At 35.8% G+C, this 15999-nt stretch carries 18 protein-coding genes; 14 read left to right on the forward strand and 4 right to left on the reverse strand.

Annotated elements, in window-relative coordinates; translation table 11 throughout:
• Positions 1-11: 11 nt before the first annotated feature.
• The 9 genes from traK to E0Y80_RS18240 all read left to right on the forward strand — a co-directional run bounded on the left by traK (position 12) and on the right by E0Y80_RS18240 (position 5860).
• Positions 12-635: a conjugative transposon protein TraK gene (traK, locus tag E0Y80_RS18200; RefSeq protein ID WP_002978256.1), complete on the forward strand. Its 624-nt coding sequence runs from the start codon at positions 12-14 to the stop codon at positions 633-635.
• 11 nt (positions 636-646) lie between these two features.
• Positions 647-1075 carry a hypothetical protein gene (locus tag E0Y80_RS18205; protein ID WP_156309101.1) on the forward strand — a complete coding sequence of 143 codons (429 nt, stop codon included), beginning with the start codon at positions 647-649 and terminating at the stop codon, positions 1073-1075.
• A 19-nt stretch (positions 1076-1094) separates the two neighbouring features.
• A complete protein-coding gene (locus E0Y80_RS18210; RefSeq protein ID WP_156309102.1) occupies positions 1095-1379 on the forward strand; it encodes a nitrogen regulatory IIA protein in 285 nt (94 codons plus the stop codon).
• A complete protein-coding gene (gene traM / locus E0Y80_RS18215) occupies positions 1366-2715 on the forward strand; it encodes a conjugative transposon protein TraM (RefSeq protein ID WP_156309103.1) in 1350 nt (449 codons plus the stop codon). The genes E0Y80_RS18210 and traM overlap by 14 nt, the downstream gene beginning before the upstream one ends.
• A gap of 24 nt (positions 2716-2739) precedes the next feature.
• A complete protein-coding gene (gene traN, locus E0Y80_RS18220) occupies positions 2740-3633 on the forward strand; it encodes a conjugative transposon protein TraN (RefSeq protein ID WP_156309104.1) in 894 nt (297 codons plus the stop codon).
• A 20-nt stretch (positions 3634-3653) separates the two neighbouring features.
• Complete coding sequence (locus E0Y80_RS18225; protein ID WP_156309105.1) at positions 3654-4214, forward strand: conjugal transfer protein TraO; 561 nt, start codon at positions 3654-3656, stop codon at positions 4212-4214.
• Positions 4215-4225: 11 nt separating this feature from the next.
• The gene (locus tag E0Y80_RS18230) at positions 4226-4675 is read left to right on the forward strand and encodes a DUF3872 domain-containing protein (RefSeq protein WP_156309106.1); all 450 of its coding nucleotides are present in this window, start codon (positions 4226-4228) and stop codon (positions 4673-4675) included.
• 101 nt (positions 4676-4776) lie between these two features.
• On the forward strand, positions 4777-5049 hold the full coding sequence (locus E0Y80_RS18235) for a molybdenum ABC transporter permease (protein WP_156309107.1): 273 nt from the start codon (positions 4777-4779) through the stop codon (positions 5047-5049).
• Positions 5050-5059: 10 nt separating this feature from the next.
• Complete coding sequence (locus tag E0Y80_RS18240; RefSeq protein ID WP_002978276.1) at positions 5060-5860, forward strand: TIGR02391 family protein; 801 nt, start codon at positions 5060-5062, stop codon at positions 5858-5860.
• 39 nt (positions 5861-5899) lie between these two features.
• Here E0Y80_RS18240 and E0Y80_RS18245 read toward each other — a convergent pair whose 3' ends face one another.
• Both E0Y80_RS18245 and E0Y80_RS18250 read right to left on the reverse strand, forming a co-directional pair.
• Complete coding sequence (locus tag E0Y80_RS18245; RefSeq protein ID WP_156309108.1) at positions 5900-8560, reverse strand: phospholipase D-like domain-containing protein; 2661 nt, start codon at positions 8558-8560, stop codon at positions 5900-5902.
• Complete coding sequence (locus tag E0Y80_RS18250; protein ID WP_156309109.1) at positions 8560-10161, reverse strand: hypothetical protein; 1602 nt, start codon at positions 10159-10161, stop codon at positions 8560-8562. The genes E0Y80_RS18245 and E0Y80_RS18250 overlap by 1 nt, the downstream gene beginning before the upstream one ends.
• A 169-nt stretch (positions 10162-10330) precedes the next feature.
• Here E0Y80_RS18250 and E0Y80_RS18255 point away from each other — a divergent pair, with 169 nt between their 5' ends.
• The 3 genes from E0Y80_RS18255 to E0Y80_RS18265 all read left to right on the forward strand — a co-directional run bounded on the left by E0Y80_RS18255 (position 10331) and on the right by E0Y80_RS18265 (position 11584).
• Positions 10331-10642 (forward strand): helix-turn-helix domain-containing protein, encoded by a 312-nt coding sequence (locus tag E0Y80_RS18255; RefSeq protein ID WP_135834316.1) that lies wholly within the window; start codon positions 10331-10333, stop codon positions 10640-10642.
• Positions 10623-10922 carry a helix-turn-helix domain-containing protein gene (locus tag E0Y80_RS18260; RefSeq protein ID WP_049038341.1) on the forward strand — a complete coding sequence of 100 codons (300 nt, stop codon included), beginning with the start codon at positions 10623-10625 and terminating at the stop codon, positions 10920-10922. Before E0Y80_RS18255 ends, E0Y80_RS18260 begins: the two co-directional genes overlap by 20 nt.
• Before the next feature lie 272 nt (positions 10923-11194).
• Positions 11195-11584: a response regulator transcription factor gene (locus E0Y80_RS18265; RefSeq protein WP_037438467.1), complete on the forward strand. Its 390-nt coding sequence runs from the start codon at positions 11195-11197 to the stop codon at positions 11582-11584.
• A gap of 11 nt (positions 11585-11595) precedes the next feature.
• Here the strand turns inward: E0Y80_RS18265 and E0Y80_RS18270 are convergent, their stop codons facing one another.
• Together E0Y80_RS18270 and E0Y80_RS18275 are read right to left on the reverse strand one after the other, a co-directional pair.
• Positions 11596-12585, reverse strand: a complete 990-nt coding sequence (locus E0Y80_RS18270; RefSeq protein WP_156309110.1) for a hypothetical protein — start codon at positions 12583-12585, stop codon at positions 11596-11598.
• 95 nt (positions 12586-12680) lie between these two features.
• A complete protein-coding gene (locus E0Y80_RS18275; protein WP_156309111.1) occupies positions 12681-13148 on the reverse strand; it encodes a DUF1905 domain-containing protein in 468 nt (155 codons plus the stop codon).
• 398 nt (positions 13149-13546) lie between these two features.
• On the opposite strand from E0Y80_RS18275, the gene E0Y80_RS18280 reads away from it, so the two are divergent.
• Together E0Y80_RS18280 and nhaA are read left to right on the forward strand one after the other, a co-directional pair.
• Entirely contained in the window at positions 13547-14590 is a 1044-nt protein-coding gene (locus E0Y80_RS18280; protein WP_041461711.1) for an IS110 family RNA-guided transposase, read from the forward strand.
• Positions 14591-14811: 221 nt separating this feature from the next.
• Positions 14812-15999 (forward strand): Na+/H+ antiporter NhaA, encoded by a 1188-nt coding sequence (gene nhaA, locus E0Y80_RS18285; protein ID WP_002978293.1) that lies wholly within the window; start codon positions 14812-14814, stop codon positions 15997-15999.

A 15999-nucleotide genomic window follows, 5' to 3' on the forward strand; every position in this document is an offset into this window, starting at 1 on the left:
CATTAAAAAAAATGGAATTTAAAACGCTAAGAAATATCGAAAACAGCTTTAGGCAGATAAGACTATATGCCATTGTGTTTGCGGTTCTCTGCATTGGCGTGGTAGGATATGCCGTATGGCAGTCCTACCGCTTTGCAGAAGAACAACGCCAAAAAATCTATGTATTGGATAACGGCAAATCTTTGATGCTTGCCTTATCGCAGGATGCGAGCATCAACCGACCTGTGGAAGCAAGAGAACACGTTAGAAGGTTTCACGAACTGTTCTTTACACTTGCTCCCGACAAAAACGCTATAGAAAGCAATATGAGCAGGGCATTCAATCTTGCTGACAAAAGTGCCTTCGACTACTATAAAGACTTGTCGGAAAAAGGCTATTACAGTCGTATTATATCAGGAAATGTACAGCAACGCATCGAAGTAGATAGTGTGGTCTGCAATTTCGATACCCATCCTTATGCGGTACGAACCTATGCAAAACAATTCATCATTCGGTCAAGCAATGTAACCAGACGTAACTTGATTACTTCCTGCTACCTAGTCAACTCCGTTCGCTCTGACAACAACCCACAAGGCTTCAATATCGAAAAATTTGCAGTCGTGGAAAACAGGGATATAGAAGTCATCGAACGCTAAAAAATAATCTTATGGAAGTATTATCAGATTTAAACACGTTCGCAAAAATCCTTACAGAAAAAGGATATAACGGCTATTTCCATACGCAGGGTGCGTATGCCGGAAAGCTGAAAGAAAGCATCAGCGATTACCTTGAAAGTTACCAAAAAGGTACAGACAGTTTACCCAAACAGGATTTATTGTTGACAGGCTATCTGCAATGGTTGGGAGAAGACAAGCCCCGTGTAGAATGCAGTATGTGGGTAAAGTACCTGAACGGCAAATTCTCATTGAGCCGAATGGAAATAGCCAAGAAAGACAGCTTTGGGCAACTGCTTAAAAAATCGGAATTGACAAACCTTTCAATCATATCTGCACCCAAATTAACTGAAGCGATCGCACTGGTCAATGATGAACAGAAACAAAATCTGGGCTCAAGTTCAAAACGGTTCAAGCTCTAACATCAGAAATAATAAGAATATGAAAAAACTAAGAGCAAATATGGACACGTATTTTGACAAGCTTGATGAACGTTGGCAGACGTTACCAGTACGCAAACAGCACCAATATACCCTGTGCTTTTTTGTGGGATATCTACTGCTTACCGCAGGTGTAATTTTCAAAGTCTGGTACGATACAAAGTCTGGAAACGATATGATCATAGAGCATATCGAAAACCCTGTCCTAAAAAAAAATGGAAGTCCTGCAAGATTGCAGGATAGTGTATCAACAATTTTAAAAAATAAAATTTATGAAAGAAAATGAGAACAAAAAGTCAGTTGTTCGGGTAACAGAAGGTAATCCGTCTGCAACTGCTGATGTGTTACAAGACGGCACACAGAATAATAAGGAGAAGCTCAAAAAGCCCTTAATTTTCGGCTTAATGGCGATTGTTTTCGTGGGTTGTATGTACCTCATATTTAAACCATCCGAAGACAAAAAGACAATTGAAAATGTAGGGCTGAACGATGCGGTACCAGAGGCTACTGGAACTGGAATGCCTGCCGACAAAGGCAAGGCGTATGAACAGGAAATGTTCGAACGCAAAGAGCAGGAAAAACGCAATGCATTGGCTACACTTTCAGACTACTGGAATACAGAAGACAAAGAAGAGCCAACCGACGAACCGTTTAATGAAGAAGAGGAAAACAACAGCTTTGGCGGTAGTGGGAGAAATTCGGCAAGAAGCAGTAATCCTGCTTTGAACAGCTATCGAAATAGCCAAAGCGCATTGAGTTCCTTTTATCAAGATGATAACGCTGAAACAATGGAACTGCGTAAGCAGGTGGACGAATTGAAAGAAAAATTATCAGAAAAGGGTGTGCCACCTGTGGCCACAGTTGATGACCAATTGAAGCTAATGGAGAAATCTTATGAAATGGCAGCAAAATATCTTCCGAAGAATGAAAATTCCGAGAACGGTACTCCTGCCAATGGTACTGTTCCGGTTGCTGTTAGTGCTGCTGGTACTAACCAAAAAGAGCATTTTGTATCGTTTACGCCTACAAGAAAAAATGCCGTATCAGCCCTGTACCGTGAACCATCGGACAGTGCTTTTTTAGCAGATTGGAGCGAAACAAAGAACCGTGGGTTTTATACCGCTGGTTCTGTGGAACAAATGGCACAACCCAAACACAGTATCAAAGCCTGTGTACACGATGCCCAAACAGTAGTTGGCGAAACAGGTGTGCGTTTACGATTATTAGAGCCTGCAAAAACACCGAGCCGTACCATTCCAAAAGGAACGATTTTAACGGCTAATGCGAAATTTCAGGGAGGGCGTTTACAACTAAAAGTTACCTCGATAGAACTGGAGGGCAATATCATCCCGGTAGATATAACCATTTATGATTTGGACGGACAGCAAGGCTTGTACGTTCCATATTCGCCGGAAATGAATGCCCTTACCGAAATGGCAGGCAATATGAGCCAGACAGGCGGAACAAGCGTAATGCTCACTCAAAATGCTGGACAGCAGGTTGCCGCAGACCTTAGTCGTGGTGTGGTACAGGGGATTTCGGGCTATTTTGCTAAAAAGGTAAGAACCCCAAAAGTTACGCTGAAAGCAGGATATCAAGTCTTCCTTGTATCTAAACAATAATGTTGAATTCAAACAAATAAAACAATGAAAAATATTTTAAAAACCTTTTGGGCAATTGCCCTCATACTCGGCTTTGCCGTACAATCTTTTGCACAAGACAGCATTAGAACTCCGCTTGCATTAGGCAAGATAGAACCGTATAAAATGGAAGTTACCTACGATAAAACTTCTCACTTGATTTTTCCGACCGCTATCCGTTATGTGGATTTGGGAAGCGAATATCTGATTGCAGGAAAAGCAGAAGATGCGGAAAATGTTTTGCGTGTAAAAGCATCTGTAAGGGATTTCGAACCTGAAACCAATTTTTCGGTCATTACCAATGACGGACGTTTTTACAGTTTCAATGTATATTACAGTTCCTATCCCGAGGCATTGAGTTATGACTTGCTCACAATGCAAAAGGCAGTAGACAAAGCTAACGGTAACGATGTGCTTTTTGAAGAGTTGGGCAATAATTCGCCTTCGTTGGCAGGATTGCTTTTGGAAACGATTTACAAAAATGATAAGCGTATTGTAAAGCACATTGGGGCAAAAAGCTTCGGCATACAGTTTATTTTGAAAGCTATTTATATCCACAACGGCAAATACTATTTCCATACGGAATTGAGAAATAAAACCAATGTGCCTTTCCAGATTGATTTTATCAATTTCAAAGTAGTAGATAAAAAGGTAGCCAAACGTACTGTGGTACAAGAACGCCCGATGACACCCCTCAGAACTTACAAGCCGTTGGACGAGATTGGCGGAAAACTAACCGAACAAAACGTGTTCCTTTTAGACCAATTTACCATTGCCGATGACAAGGTACTATTGATTGAGATTTTCGAGAAGAACGGTGGCAGACATCAAACTTTGCAGGTAGAAAATTCGGATTTGATAAAAGCTCGTTTGATAAACGATATGCACCTAAAATTTTAATAACCTTTTAATGCAATAATATGAAAAAGTATATCTATACCGTGATGTTCATTTTGATGGCCATCACGGTTACACAGGCACAAAGAATGCTTCCAAAACAGAAAGGATTGGAAATAAGCACAGGCATACTGTCCGATGATAAAATCGGTAACGACTATTATATTAATCTTGGTATGATCATAAACGGTAAAAATGGCAACTACCAACTTTGGGCGTTGGAATATACGAACCAATACCACGACTACAAAGACCTCCGCATACCGCAGGAAACCTACACTGCTGAAGGCGGTTACAGTTTTTTCCTTTTGGGCGATGCTCGTAAAAACATTACGCTGAACTTCGGAATAACAGGTGTGGTCGGTTATGAAAGCATCAATCGTGGCGAAACGATGTTGTATGATGGAGCAAAGGTTTTGAGCGAGGATAACTTCATCTACGGAGCTGGTGGACGGCTCACTCTTGAAACATATCTATCAGACCGTTTTGTGTTAATCCTGCAAGGACGCACAAAGGTATTTTGGGGTACGGACTTAGAGCAATTCCGACCATCCGCAGGTGTGGGACTAAGGTTTAACTTTTAATACATAAAACAATGATAGCAATATCCAATAAATTCAGAATAGGATTAAGCTCAATATATGTACTGTTGGCAATCCTCACAGTTTCGGTTTCTATGGTGTCTTGTAGTAAAGATGATGAACTGGAAATACAAAACGATTTTCCTTTCGAGGTAAACGTGATGCCTGTTCCCAAAGATATAGCCAATGGGCAGACGGTAGAAATACGCATTGCCATACAGCGAACAGGCAATTATAGCAACACACAGTATTTTCTTCGATATTTCCAATTTGACGGACAAGGAACGTTGCAATACTTCGATGAACCGCCATACCAGCCCAACGATTTATACCCATTAACCACAGAGCAGTTTCGCTTATACTACACTTCGACATCTGCCGTATCACAATCTTTTGATGTTTGGATTTCCGATAATTTCGGTAACGAAAAACAGATAAGTTTTCAGTTTAATAGTGCTGATTAAAAAGAATGAAATCCTGTCAAAAAAAGCAGGATTTCTCTTTTTAAGGGATATTAAAACTGTTTTTTTTGTAAATTTAAAAGGTAAAATTTAAGTGTTTTGTTATGGTCGCATCATTGGTTATAGGAATAATATTTTTGGTTGCTGGTTTAGGACTTCGATACTGGATTAACCGCAGAAAATTTTACAGGCGTGGTCCGATGGGAGCCGAAGGTTTTTCATCTTATGAAAGTTCGGTTTTCATTAAATTTATTGAAAAGGTTGGTAAATGGATAGCTTATGGATTGATTATATTTGGACTTTTATCACTTTGGGTTTATTCTCGTGAGAAAAAAGATAGGGAAATCCAAAACATGGAAATCCAGAAACAGAATTAATCATTTTTAAATGACAAAATCCTTTGATGACATAACCTTGCGAAATATATCTGACATTATATCAAATCTATTAACGCATACAAAAATCACAGAACATTTAGCTGGTGCTAATATTTCTCAATCGCAAATTGGTACAAACAAAACCGACAGACTTTTTTATGCATTAAAAGAAAAGCAAATACAAGACAATTGTGGAAATAATGTATTGGCATTTGTAGTTAGGTTATTAAATCCTAAAAGATATAATTCCGAAGACGAATTTGAAAGAGACAGAACAACTATCAATGAAAAATTAGTTTACGAAGGGATAGAAATTGATAAAACCGGACAACCCCGACTAGTTGAAAAAGCTAAAACCATTTCAGAAGCTAAAAGCAGGTCACTTAAAATCAAAGAAAAAGTACACGGTATCGGAGTTCATTCAGAAATTTTACCATACTGCGAAGCCGAATGGCTGAAAGAAAATTATTTTCACTCTATACTAGAAATCACAAAAAGTGTTGCGGAAAGACTTAGGCAGAAAAGTGGCTATACTTCAGATGGAGCAGATCTGGTTGATGATTGTTTTGCTTTAGGAAAAGACAAAAGACCTATGCTTGCTTTTAATATGCTGAATAATCCAAGCGAAGAAAGTGAGCATAAGGGTTTCGGCAACTTCTGTAAAGGATTTTTTTCTATGTACCGAAATCCAAAAGCGCATAACCCGAAAATATTAGAAGACACTCAACTTTCAGAAATGACTGAAGTATTGGTTGTAGCTACAATTATTCATAACAAACTTGATAACACTTACAAAACAGGACTTAAATAGCGCAAATCGGATAACCCAAAAGTTATCCGATTTTTTAACTTACAAATCGGTGCATATAAAAGATGAGAGTTTTAGAGGTAAATAAATTTCGTCTGGACTGTGTTTTATGTAATCTTCTTTATCATAGTCCCACATAAAGCCAGGTCTGATTAAAGTAAAATCGTTTGTTTTATTTACGTACTGAACGTAGCTATAACCCCAAGGCGATTTGTAAATAATTTGCCCGTTAACTGCTGATGTATCAAAGTTCTTATCTTCAATCTGTTCAATCACTTTTATAAACGAAGGACATAGTCTTTCGTAAAATATCTCTAAGTTTTTTTCAAATCCTTTTGTTCTGTTTTTCAGCTCGGAAATTCTAATATTAATTTTGGATTTTAATTCTACAAAATTGCTATTGAAATCATCTACATTCCTACAACCTAAATAATGAAGTGCATTTAAAGCCATAGTAAAAAAGTAATGTAATTCATCATCTTTCCATCGATTGTTAATTAAGCAAACAATTGTATTTATGAGTGCCTCTTTTTTTAGTTCCTCGATTTTCTTTTTTGTATAGTCAAATTCATACGCTTTAAATCCGCTTCTTGCCAGCATCAAAAAGTCGCCAATTAAGTTTAAACAACAACCCTTTACATTGTTATTGTCATAATCGTCTACAAATGGTAAATAACTGAAAAAATGGTGCGTGTCTTGTTCGTCATACTTTGCAGATTTCCCTCCGTATTCACTTATCAACTCAAGAGCGATTAAATATTTAGTCAAATCTGTAAGTGTAGGCCTATATGTTTTTGGTCGACTATTCCCATAGAGAATTTCTTGTTGGTAATTGTAAAGGTTATCAAAGTAGTTCATCAACTTTCTTTTTTCAGATTTAAGCATGACAAAGGAGAGGTTACGAACCGTTGCCACTTCTCCTTCCTCATTTCCATTTATGTTGCCTAAATCGTCTTCTTGCTCATCAATACTTATATCAGCTTTTTTATTTGTTGAAATTTCATTTAAATTGATGAACTTCAAAACATCTAAAACACGTAGGGAAAGAGAAGAGAGTAGAAGGTTTTTTTCAAATCCAGAATTTTCTATTGCTTTATAGGAAGAGAGATCGTAAAGTTTTTCAGGTTCTTTGTCATCATTCAACTTTGTAAACGTGTTTCTTCTACTATCTAAAAAGCTGGCTCCTGTCTCATTTTCTGTTTCGTCAAAGATGGCGTAATGCAACAAGTCAAGAACTTTACTTAGTTCGCCATTTTGAATTTCGCTATAAATTTTCTCAATTTCCTCTGTTTTTGGGTTAGGATGCGTTTTCGCCAAAAGGAAATAATCGGAAATTAATAGTTTATTAGAGATAATCTCTTCACTAATATTTGTCAATTGCACATATTGGAAAGTGCCTAATTCTAAATTGAGTTTTGTTTTTAGTTCTTTCTCATAATTTGAGAATGTTTTGGAATACAAAAATCGGTTTTGTTTATCGAAGAAAACAACCTTAAATTCATCGGTATAGGTGCCATTGGAATGAAGTATAAATTCATCATAAATCAACTCTGCCGATAGCAGTTGTAGTTTAAATTGATTATTCTCGATTATAGTTTCATAAATTGATTTACTTGTAGTCGTTGTAAATTCATCAAGGGTTTTACTATTGCTTGTTTTCAGTTTTATGCCTAATTGATTTAACAGTCCACCTTTTTCTGACTGAATAAGAAGTGAAACTTCTGCATTTGAATTTTTGCCCAATAATCCCAATCCTGCAGGTGTAATATTGGCACTACCGAACAAGCAAAACTCTTTTCCATTTTTTGTCTTGAAATGAATAATCTTCCCGTGAAGTTTTGATTTTGAGTTTCCAGAGTTTCCAGATTTTGCATATTGGATTTTGCTTACGCCTGCATCACACCAATCGTAAAATGTAAACGCTTTGCTCACTTGCATTGCAGAAGGGATTAAACCACTTTCATCCAATATGACTTTTACTATGGCTGAAGGAAAAAGAGAATTAAGTTCTTGCAATACTTTCCCATTTTTGTCATAATATGGAGAAATGGTAGTTATTTCTACTACTTTCTCATTGCTAAGATGTTTTAAAAGTTCGTTCCAAATAGAAGTTGTTTCAGTATTAAACAGGAAAGCAACCTTCTCTTTTTGCGACGTTTCGATAAATTGAAATGGTTTTGTCTTTGGCAATTCATTCAGCCATTTAGAATGTTCAAGTATCCATTTTGTAGTTTTTTCATTCATCTGTCCTTTAACTGACGATGAAAGAGTTGATAGATAATCCCAAGCTGACGAAAAGACTGATGAATTTTCGGTTGAACGAATATCAAAATGAAATGCTCCCCAAATCTCATCATTGTTGCCATTTCCAGAATTTGTAAGGTTTCCAGAACCAACAATAAGCAATCCTTCTTTTTCACCAAACAACATCCAAATTTTTGGATGGAATACTGACTTTTGAAAAACAGGATAAAGTGAATAACCGGCAGAAAGTTGCATTTCTTCTCCTGTCGCTTGTTGCATTAACTCTGAATAATAATGTCCATCAATAAAAACGTTGATGTTTCTCACGCCACAAGAACGCAACCATTTCATTGCTTTCATTTCAAAAAAATAAAAGTCAAAGCTGAAGGTAGTAAGAATTGCAGAATGATATCTTCTGCTTCCTATCAATGTTAGTATGTTTTCTCTTTCTAGTATCATCAGTCAATCAAAAGTTTCTTATGTAATGGCGATAAAACCCTTTGGTCGTTGATTACCTGTAAATCAAACATTATGTTTTGCAAGGCGTTCATTCTTGGCGATGTGTTTCTTGGAGGAAATGTATCTATGAAACGGATGTATTGTTCCTCAATAAAAAATTTGTGAGTAGCCTGTGAGCCGTTGCCCATTTTTCTGAGTGCAACCATTGAGTGCCTGTAAATAATTTTGCGTAAAATAAATTGTTCAACAAAATCTTGAAGTGTATCATTTTCTGCTGTGTGAACTGTCAAGATACCATCAACCATATTCCCATCCCTTTCTATCTTTTTTCTGCTCATAAATTCTTTCAATGGATGAAGTTGCTCTCTATTATTCTTGAATATTTGAAGCAAAAGCATAAAGCCATATTTTGCTGCCATAACAGGGTCGTTTGTTGCATCAATTTCCTTTTTGATGTTTTCCTCATCTTCTGTGTCAGGGATTAACTCCAAAATTTCTGCAAGTGAACTTGTTGGCTCTGTAGCTTGCTTTAGCTCTTTGCATATTTCATTTGTAATACTGCTTGAAAATTTCTTTACAAACAATGGTAGATATTGGTCTTGTTGGAAATCGTAAAGATGTTGTAATACAGCCCAAAATATTGTTCCGCAACTGTACTGCCAATACTCATTTAATTGATAGCAGTACCAACCAATATTAGTTTCCGTTTCAGGATAACCATTTGTTCCCAATTTCTTTCGGTAACTTTCCAATAGAAATCTATACCAGTCGTAATTATTTTCATTTTTAACAGCTGTATTTAAGAGCGACAAAATTGTTTCCCTTCTGTGAAAAGTAAAACGTTCTTCCATTTCTTGACTTGGATCGTCTTTGTCCAAAAGCATTTCTACATATAGTTGCCATTCGGCATTTTCTGTTTGTATCGTATCAATCGCAAAATACTTTATCAGTTCTGAAATATCATCTTGGTAGAGTTTTCCTTTTTTGATATTAATATAAAATAACTCTTTTATTTGTGGTGACAATGATCCTTCAAAAGCCTCGGCTAATTGTTTCCCAGAAACTTTTTGTCTTGGGTGTGGTTTACTAATGTTGTAAATAACATCTCCATCATCATTTATTGCTGTAATAATTAAGGAAAGTGCCTGCATTGCTCCGTAATAATATTGTCCGAATGCACCGGATGGATATTTCCAATAAACATTTTTATCGGTATTGTCCTTGTCTGCTCCTTCGGCTAAGTCAAAATAAGTTTCCTCAGCTGTATTTATTAGGTTTGAAGCAAAGTTACTTCCTGTTATCTGTTGAACTCCTTTACGCTCGCTTTGCATAATTATGGCAATCATCAATTCAGCTCTGCGGATAAAACGATATTGTTCTTTTGAGTTGCCTTTCTTCTCGGTCTTGAAATAGAAGTCTAAAAGCCAACAATAAAACCCATAATAACGGAGACGATTAGTCAAATTGGAAATTCCAGGCAATATAGTGGCGTAAGTCGCTTCTGAGGTTGTTTGAAGGCCTAACGGGTCAAGTCCAGTGATTAGACTTATTGATGCTCCCCAAAACGGATAATTTGAATTGCCTTTTTGTAATACTGCCATTTAAAATTAATTTATCAGTAACCTATATTCTTCAAATTTACAAAATAAACTATCTTGAAATTTATATCGTGGCGACAAATACTACCTTTCAACGCCAATCAATACAACATTTTCCAAGCCTTTACAAATCCTTGATAAATTCCACTTCCACAGCAAAATTGAGCAGATTATGGAAGTTATCGCAATACAAAAATCCGCATTGGATGGAATGACAAATGAACTGAAAGCACTTTTGGAATTGACCGAAAATGCCACAATGAAATACATTTCAATTTTCAAAGAAGAAAAATGGCTAGATAACCAGGAAGTTTGTTTGATGATGAAGATTACTAAACGGACTTTGCAGACCTACAAGGACAAAGGGCTGTTACCTTATTCCAAACTGAACCGCAAGAATTATTATAAACTCTCGGACGTACGGGCTTTGCTCGAAGCTGGACAGCCGTACAATACCAATGATAATGGATTTACTGACGAATGATAATGAAGAAATCATTTCCCATCAAGAAATGATTTTGATATTGAGAGACCGTATTGAAAATATATTAAAAAACTATCGTCCCGTAATGAATGGAGAAATTTATTTGTCGGGCGAAGATGTATGCAAACTGTTACACATTAGCAAACGCACTTTACAGCAATATCGTGATGATAATATCCTGCCGTATATTCAGATTGGTGGCAAAATTATTTATAAGGAAACAGATTTGATGACAATATTGGAGCAGAATTATATCAATCACAAAACTAACTCAGACTAAGCTTTTTTATTGCATTAATACATCTAATAGCAAGAGTTTAGTATCTTTGCTATGTAAAATATAGAAATACTTAAAGTGTTTTTGCTTTAAGTCCCACATTGAAAACTGGTAATTTTTAGACAACGGGACGATAAGGAAGAACGCTCATGCCATAGGCGTGGGCGCTCGCTTATTCGTTGTCGGGTATACCAGTGCCTCAATGTGCGGTAAGTGTAGTGGCCTGCGCTTTCTTTTTGTGCAGGGCTACATCAACTTTAAAAAAGTATGATGATATGAAAACTGGTACATCCCAACAAAAAATCACACTCGCCTTTATCAATGATAAAAGCCCAATTTTAGATTTCATTTGTAAAGACCTCATTGCTTCAGGAACTGAAGTCTTATTTCGTTCGGAAAGCATTGAAGATGGACTATCACAATTATCTTCATTAAATGAACTCCCAAAAATTTGTATTATCGACCTTGATTTTTACAACAAGAATGTTTTTGTTGAACTTCAAGAATTAAGAACAAAATATCCAACTATAAAACTTATTGCACATAGTGATATTGATGATGAGAAAGTGGGTAAATATCTTTTAGATATTGGTTTTTCAAGTTACTTGCTGATTGGTAATGATGCGGAATATTTTAGAAAAGTAATAGAAGCCGTTATCAATTAGGATAAAATTCACTAATTCTCATACAAAATACTAGCGATTTTTTTATCATTTAGTACAAACCTTATCTGCTCATATTTTTGAGTAGGGTGCATATCCTTTTCTGTAACTGGCGGAAAATATTTTACTCCAATAGTCACGTTTGGTAAACTAAAACTCCAAGATGACCTGATTTTAAAATTCTTACCACACAATTGTTGATCGGATGAGTTCAGATATTCTTTGAATTTTGAAAGCCCTTCGATTTCAAATATTGTTTTCCAGTTTTTACGAACTTCAAAAACGATATTTTCGTCAAGATTTTTCAGGATACTACTTTCATCGGAACTGTTACAGGCGTTTATAAAATCTCTGATGATTTTTCGTGGTTGTTTTTGAATTTCTCTGATTTCTTTCTTTTTGTTTTCAAGATAAGTGCTAAAATCCTTGTCAACCAATTCAGATAACTTATAGTATCCTGAATGAAAAGCTTCTAATGGAGATTTGTATAATCTATCTTTAAAAAAAGTTGCTTCATCTGTTTCATTGGCTTTAAAATGATCCAGAAGCAAAAAACCTTTTTCTTCGGTTGTACTGTTAACACCATCCACAATGTTTACAAAGTAGAACTGCTCTTTATCTTCGAACAAAACTTTGATTTTAGAGTTGAATTTTTCAGACTTATTTGCCGATGCTTTCACAAGATATTTCGTTTCATCCAAAGGATTTTCAATCCGTCTTCCCCAGCCATCAGTAGATAATTCAGATTGGTATCGGGATATTTGTATCCGTATTTCCTTCCGTCCTTTTTCGAGGTCGGTGGTAAATTCATATCCAGGAAAAGAATTGAGAATAGCCGTGTCTAATTCCCATTCCTCATAATCACTTGTAAAATTTATTTGATAGCTAAATTCATATTCCCGAATGTAAACCGGAAATTGGAACTTGTTCCCGACAATTGTTTGCGCTAATAAGGTAATATCGGATTTTCTGTTTACGGTTATTGAGATTTCTGTTTCAATCATTTTGAAATTTATTTTTACTGACAGTTTTTAAAGTAATGCCATTTTTTTTCAAACCATTCTGCTTGAGAGTAGAAAGGAAATCAAGTGAAGACTGCTTAATCATTGTCGTCACCCAATTGGTCAATGTATTTCAAAATTATATTTACTTGTTTGTCCTCGGATTTTGTAGAGGATATTTTTTCAATAATTTTGATCCTATCTTCTTTTGGTAATTTATTGAACGATTTTAAAACACCCGAATTTCTAAAAGTATCTAATATTTCTTTTTCTGTAATCGGCTCCTTTGAAGTCAATAAGTAAAGTGTCACAGTTACAGTGTCGCCACCACTTTTGTTGATTGCTTTCCTGATTTTGTCATTGACCGAAATTAGCTTGTCTTGTCCCCCAATTGTAAACAAATTAATACTGTCAATTGTGTAGTTGTCAATTGTACCAGATACTTTCAATGAACCCCATTTTCCTACGATATGTTTAGTATTAGGTACTTGGATGTGATATGTCCAAGCACCTTTACCTGCTTCATATTTCAATTCGAGTTCCTTGTCCTTTACTAAGTATTTCATCTTTTATGACCTCTGTATTATAGCTTTACCGCTAACCCCTTATTAGAAAATTTGGGTATTTTGTATAGGAATTAGTCTATTTGTTTTAAGGACAAATTTAATGAATTAGATACTAAAGTTATGGCAAATATTCTATTATAAACCATCATTAATCAGGCGACGTTCTTTTGCTTCTCCTATGTTTGTATAATATAATCTAAGTGAAGAAGGGCGAGAGCAGATTTTGCTTTAAATAGCCTATATGGTATATTCAAGAAAAGAAACTGCCTCCTCTTCTTTAACCTTTTAGAATCTGAACAGAATGTAAGGAATTTGCTCATTATGATGAGTCTTATAGCCAGTATATCCAGTCAGGAGAAAAGATGAAGAAAGGTTATCACTTACCTAAACCAGATAAGATGAAGGTATTATTAAAGCAGACAGTAGGAATTGATGTAGCACAAAATGAATTAGTTGTATCGCTTGGTCGAATGGATGAACAAATCAGCATAGAAGTTTATGCATACAAAGTATTTCCCAATACTCGAAAGGGTTTTTCAAGCCTTGTGTCATGGGTAAATAAGCAGACATCAATTACAACAGAAGTACGGTACGTAATGGAAGCAACAGGCGTTTATCATGAATCCTTAGCCTATTACCTATGCAGTATTAAAAAACAAGTCAGTATCGTTCTGCCAAACAAGATTAGTAATTATGCGAGAACACTTGACATAAAAACCATAACTGACAAGAGCGCTTCACAAGCCATTTCGAGATTCGGTTTGGAAAGGCAATTGGAAGTTTGGCAACCTCCTTTAAAAATATTCAATGATTTGAGACAGCTTTGTCGGGAACGAGAGCAGTTGGTACATGAGCGTACAATGTTAAAAAATCAACTGCATGCAGAACGTACTTCTGAAACATCAAGTGAAAGCTCAGTGAAACGAACAAAAAAAAGAATAGCTCTTATTGATTCGCAGGAAAAAGAGATAAGAGAAGAAATTGCTATACTTATCAAAGGAGACGAAGTTCTACTAGAAAAGATGAATATGGTATCTTCTATTCCTGGAATTGGAAACTTAACCGCTGTAACCATTATAGCCGAAACTAACGGATTCGAGTTAATAAAGAATAAAAGACAATTGGTCAGTTATGCAGGATTAGATGTAAGAGAAAAAACATCTGGAACCTCAGTGAAATCCAAACCCCGAATATCCAAGCGGGGTAATCGGAATTTAAGGAAAGTAATGCACTTTCCGGCACTGGCTGCAATCAGGACTGATGAAAGATTCAGAGATATTTTCTTAAGAATAGTTTCAAGGCATGGGATTAAAATGAAGGCTATAGTTGCCATCCAAAGGAAATTATTGGAATTGACATACATATTATGGAAAAGTAATGCCTATTATGATTCAGAATATGAACGCAAAATAATCTCATCAGAAGTTATAACATTACCATAATTAAGGAAATAGCCCCAACACAGTTCCTTACAATTTTAAAGTGTATTAGCTTACTAGCTATTATGTCAGGATTTTACATGCATAATTTTAATAGATCTTCACTACAAAGTGACACGGATTTATTACCCAAATTAAGCTTATTTCATAGATTTAGAACCCATCTATGAGGCAGAGTAAGTTAATATTGGTAAATTGCGATATTTAACTTTTACATTTAAAACATGAAGGATAAGATCAATCTAAATATTTTCAAAGACTTTGTTCAATCAAGTAATTTTGGAGGTTTCCTCCTTTTTTTATGCGTAGTGATTTCAATGATAGTGGCAAATACATCAATGGCCGTTCCGCTACAAAATTTATTGGACACAAAGCTGGGGTATGAAAATGAAGCCATACACCTCAATTATTCCGTAAGTATGTGGATCAACGACGGATTGATGGCAATCTTTTTTCTGTTGGTAGGTCTGGAAATTAAGAGAGAAATTGTTGAAGGAGAACTCTCTTCTCCTAAAAAAGCAATCTTGCCTATCCTTGCTGCTATCGGTGGAGCAGTTGTCCCCGCATTGATTTATTTATATTTTAATTCAGGAACCCCGACAGCTTCCGGCTGGGGTATTCCCATGGCTACCGATATTGCTTTTGCATTGGCCGTAATTTCGCTGTTAGACAAAAGAGTACCAACCAGTTTAAAAATATTTTTAGCGGCTTTGGCGATAGTGGATGACCTCATAGCTATTTTAGTAATTGCCATTTTCTATTCATCCGGAATTGAGTTAGGCTATCTAGGCTATGCCGGAATTGGAATACTAGTACTGATTTTGATGAACCGATTCAATATTAAGAATCCCTATCTATATCTAATACCAGGAGTGTTTATATGGTATTTTGTGCATCATTCTGGCATTCATGCCACTATAGCAGGTGTACTGGTAGCGATGACCTTGCCAACCAATGATACAGAAGTTGAATCTCCGTTAGAGAAACTAGAACATGCACTTGTAAAACCTGTTAACTTTCTAATTATTCCCATTTTTGCATTCGCCAATACAAATATTACAATTCATCAGGAAATGATAGAAGGACTGACTTCCCCTTTAGGTTTAGGTATTTCACTGGGATTGATTTTTGGTAAGCCCATTGGCATTGTTGTAACCTCTTTGATATGCTCTAAATTAGGGATAGGTCAACTTCCTGCAAACAGTAACTTTATTCACATTATTGGCTTAGGATTATTAGCTGGAATAGGTTTTACAATGTCCATATTTATATCTATGCTTTCATTTGACAATCAGGTTTTCATTGAAGAGGCCAAGCTATCTGTTTTAATAACATCACTCATTGCGGGTATAATAGGATATGTGATTTTGAATTTATCAAGTAGAAGAAAGAGTAAGAAGACTGAAATTTAA

The sequence above is a fragment of the Sphingobacterium endophyticum genome (assembly GCF_009733535.1).
Lineage (GTDB): Bacteria > Bacteroidota > Bacteroidia > Sphingobacteriales > Sphingobacteriaceae > Sphingobacterium > Sphingobacterium endophyticum.

Coding starts and splice junctions, on each gene's coding strand:
- traK (WP_002978256.1), top strand. CDS start 12: ATGGAATTTAAAACGCTAAGAAATATCGAAAACAGCTTTAGGCAGATA.
- E0Y80_RS18205 (WP_156309101.1), top strand. CDS start 647: ATGGAAGTATTATCAGATTTAAACACGTTCGCAAAAATCCTTACAGAA.
- E0Y80_RS18210 (WP_156309102.1), top strand. CDS start 1,095: ATGAAAAAACTAAGAGCAAATATGGACACGTATTTTGACAAGCTTGAT.
- traM (WP_156309103.1), top strand. CDS start 1,366: ATGAAAGAAAATGAGAACAAAAAGTCAGTTGTTCGGGTAACAGAAGGT.
- traN (WP_156309104.1), top strand. CDS start 2,740: ATGAAAAATATTTTAAAAACCTTTTGGGCAATTGCCCTCATACTCGGC.
- E0Y80_RS18225 (WP_156309105.1), top strand. CDS start 3,654: ATGAAAAAGTATATCTATACCGTGATGTTCATTTTGATGGCCATCACG.
- E0Y80_RS18230 (WP_156309106.1), top strand. CDS start 4,226: ATGATAGCAATATCCAATAAATTCAGAATAGGATTAAGCTCAATATAT.
- E0Y80_RS18235 (WP_156309107.1), top strand. CDS start 4,777: ATGGTCGCATCATTGGTTATAGGAATAATATTTTTGGTTGCTGGTTTA.
- E0Y80_RS18240 (WP_002978276.1), top strand. CDS start 5,060: ATGACAAAATCCTTTGATGACATAACCTTGCGAAATATATCTGACATT.
- E0Y80_RS18245 (WP_156309108.1), bottom strand. CDS start 8,560: ATGATACTAGAAAGAGAAAACATACTAACATTGATAGGAAGCAGAAGA.
- E0Y80_RS18250 (WP_156309109.1), bottom strand. CDS start 10,161: ATGGCAGTATTACAAAAAGGCAATTCAAATTATCCGTTTTGGGGAGCA.
- E0Y80_RS18255 (WP_135834316.1), top strand. CDS start 10,331: ATGGAAGTTATCGCAATACAAAAATCCGCATTGGATGGAATGACAAAT.
- E0Y80_RS18260 (WP_049038341.1), top strand. CDS start 10,623: ATGGATTTACTGACGAATGATAATGAAGAAATCATTTCCCATCAAGAA.
- E0Y80_RS18265 (WP_037438467.1), top strand. CDS start 11,195: ATGAAAACTGGTACATCCCAACAAAAAATCACACTCGCCTTTATCAAT.
- E0Y80_RS18270 (WP_156309110.1), bottom strand. CDS start 12,585: ATGATTGAAACAGAAATCTCAATAACCGTAAACAGAAAATCCGATATT.
- E0Y80_RS18275 (WP_156309111.1), bottom strand. CDS start 13,148: ATGAAATACTTAGTAAAGGACAAGGAACTCGAATTGAAATATGAAGCA.
- E0Y80_RS18280 (WP_041461711.1), top strand. CDS start 13,547: ATGAAGGTATTATTAAAGCAGACAGTAGGAATTGATGTAGCACAAAAT.
- nhaA (WP_002978293.1), top strand. CDS start 14,812: ATGAAGGATAAGATCAATCTAAATATTTTCAAAGACTTTGTTCAATCA.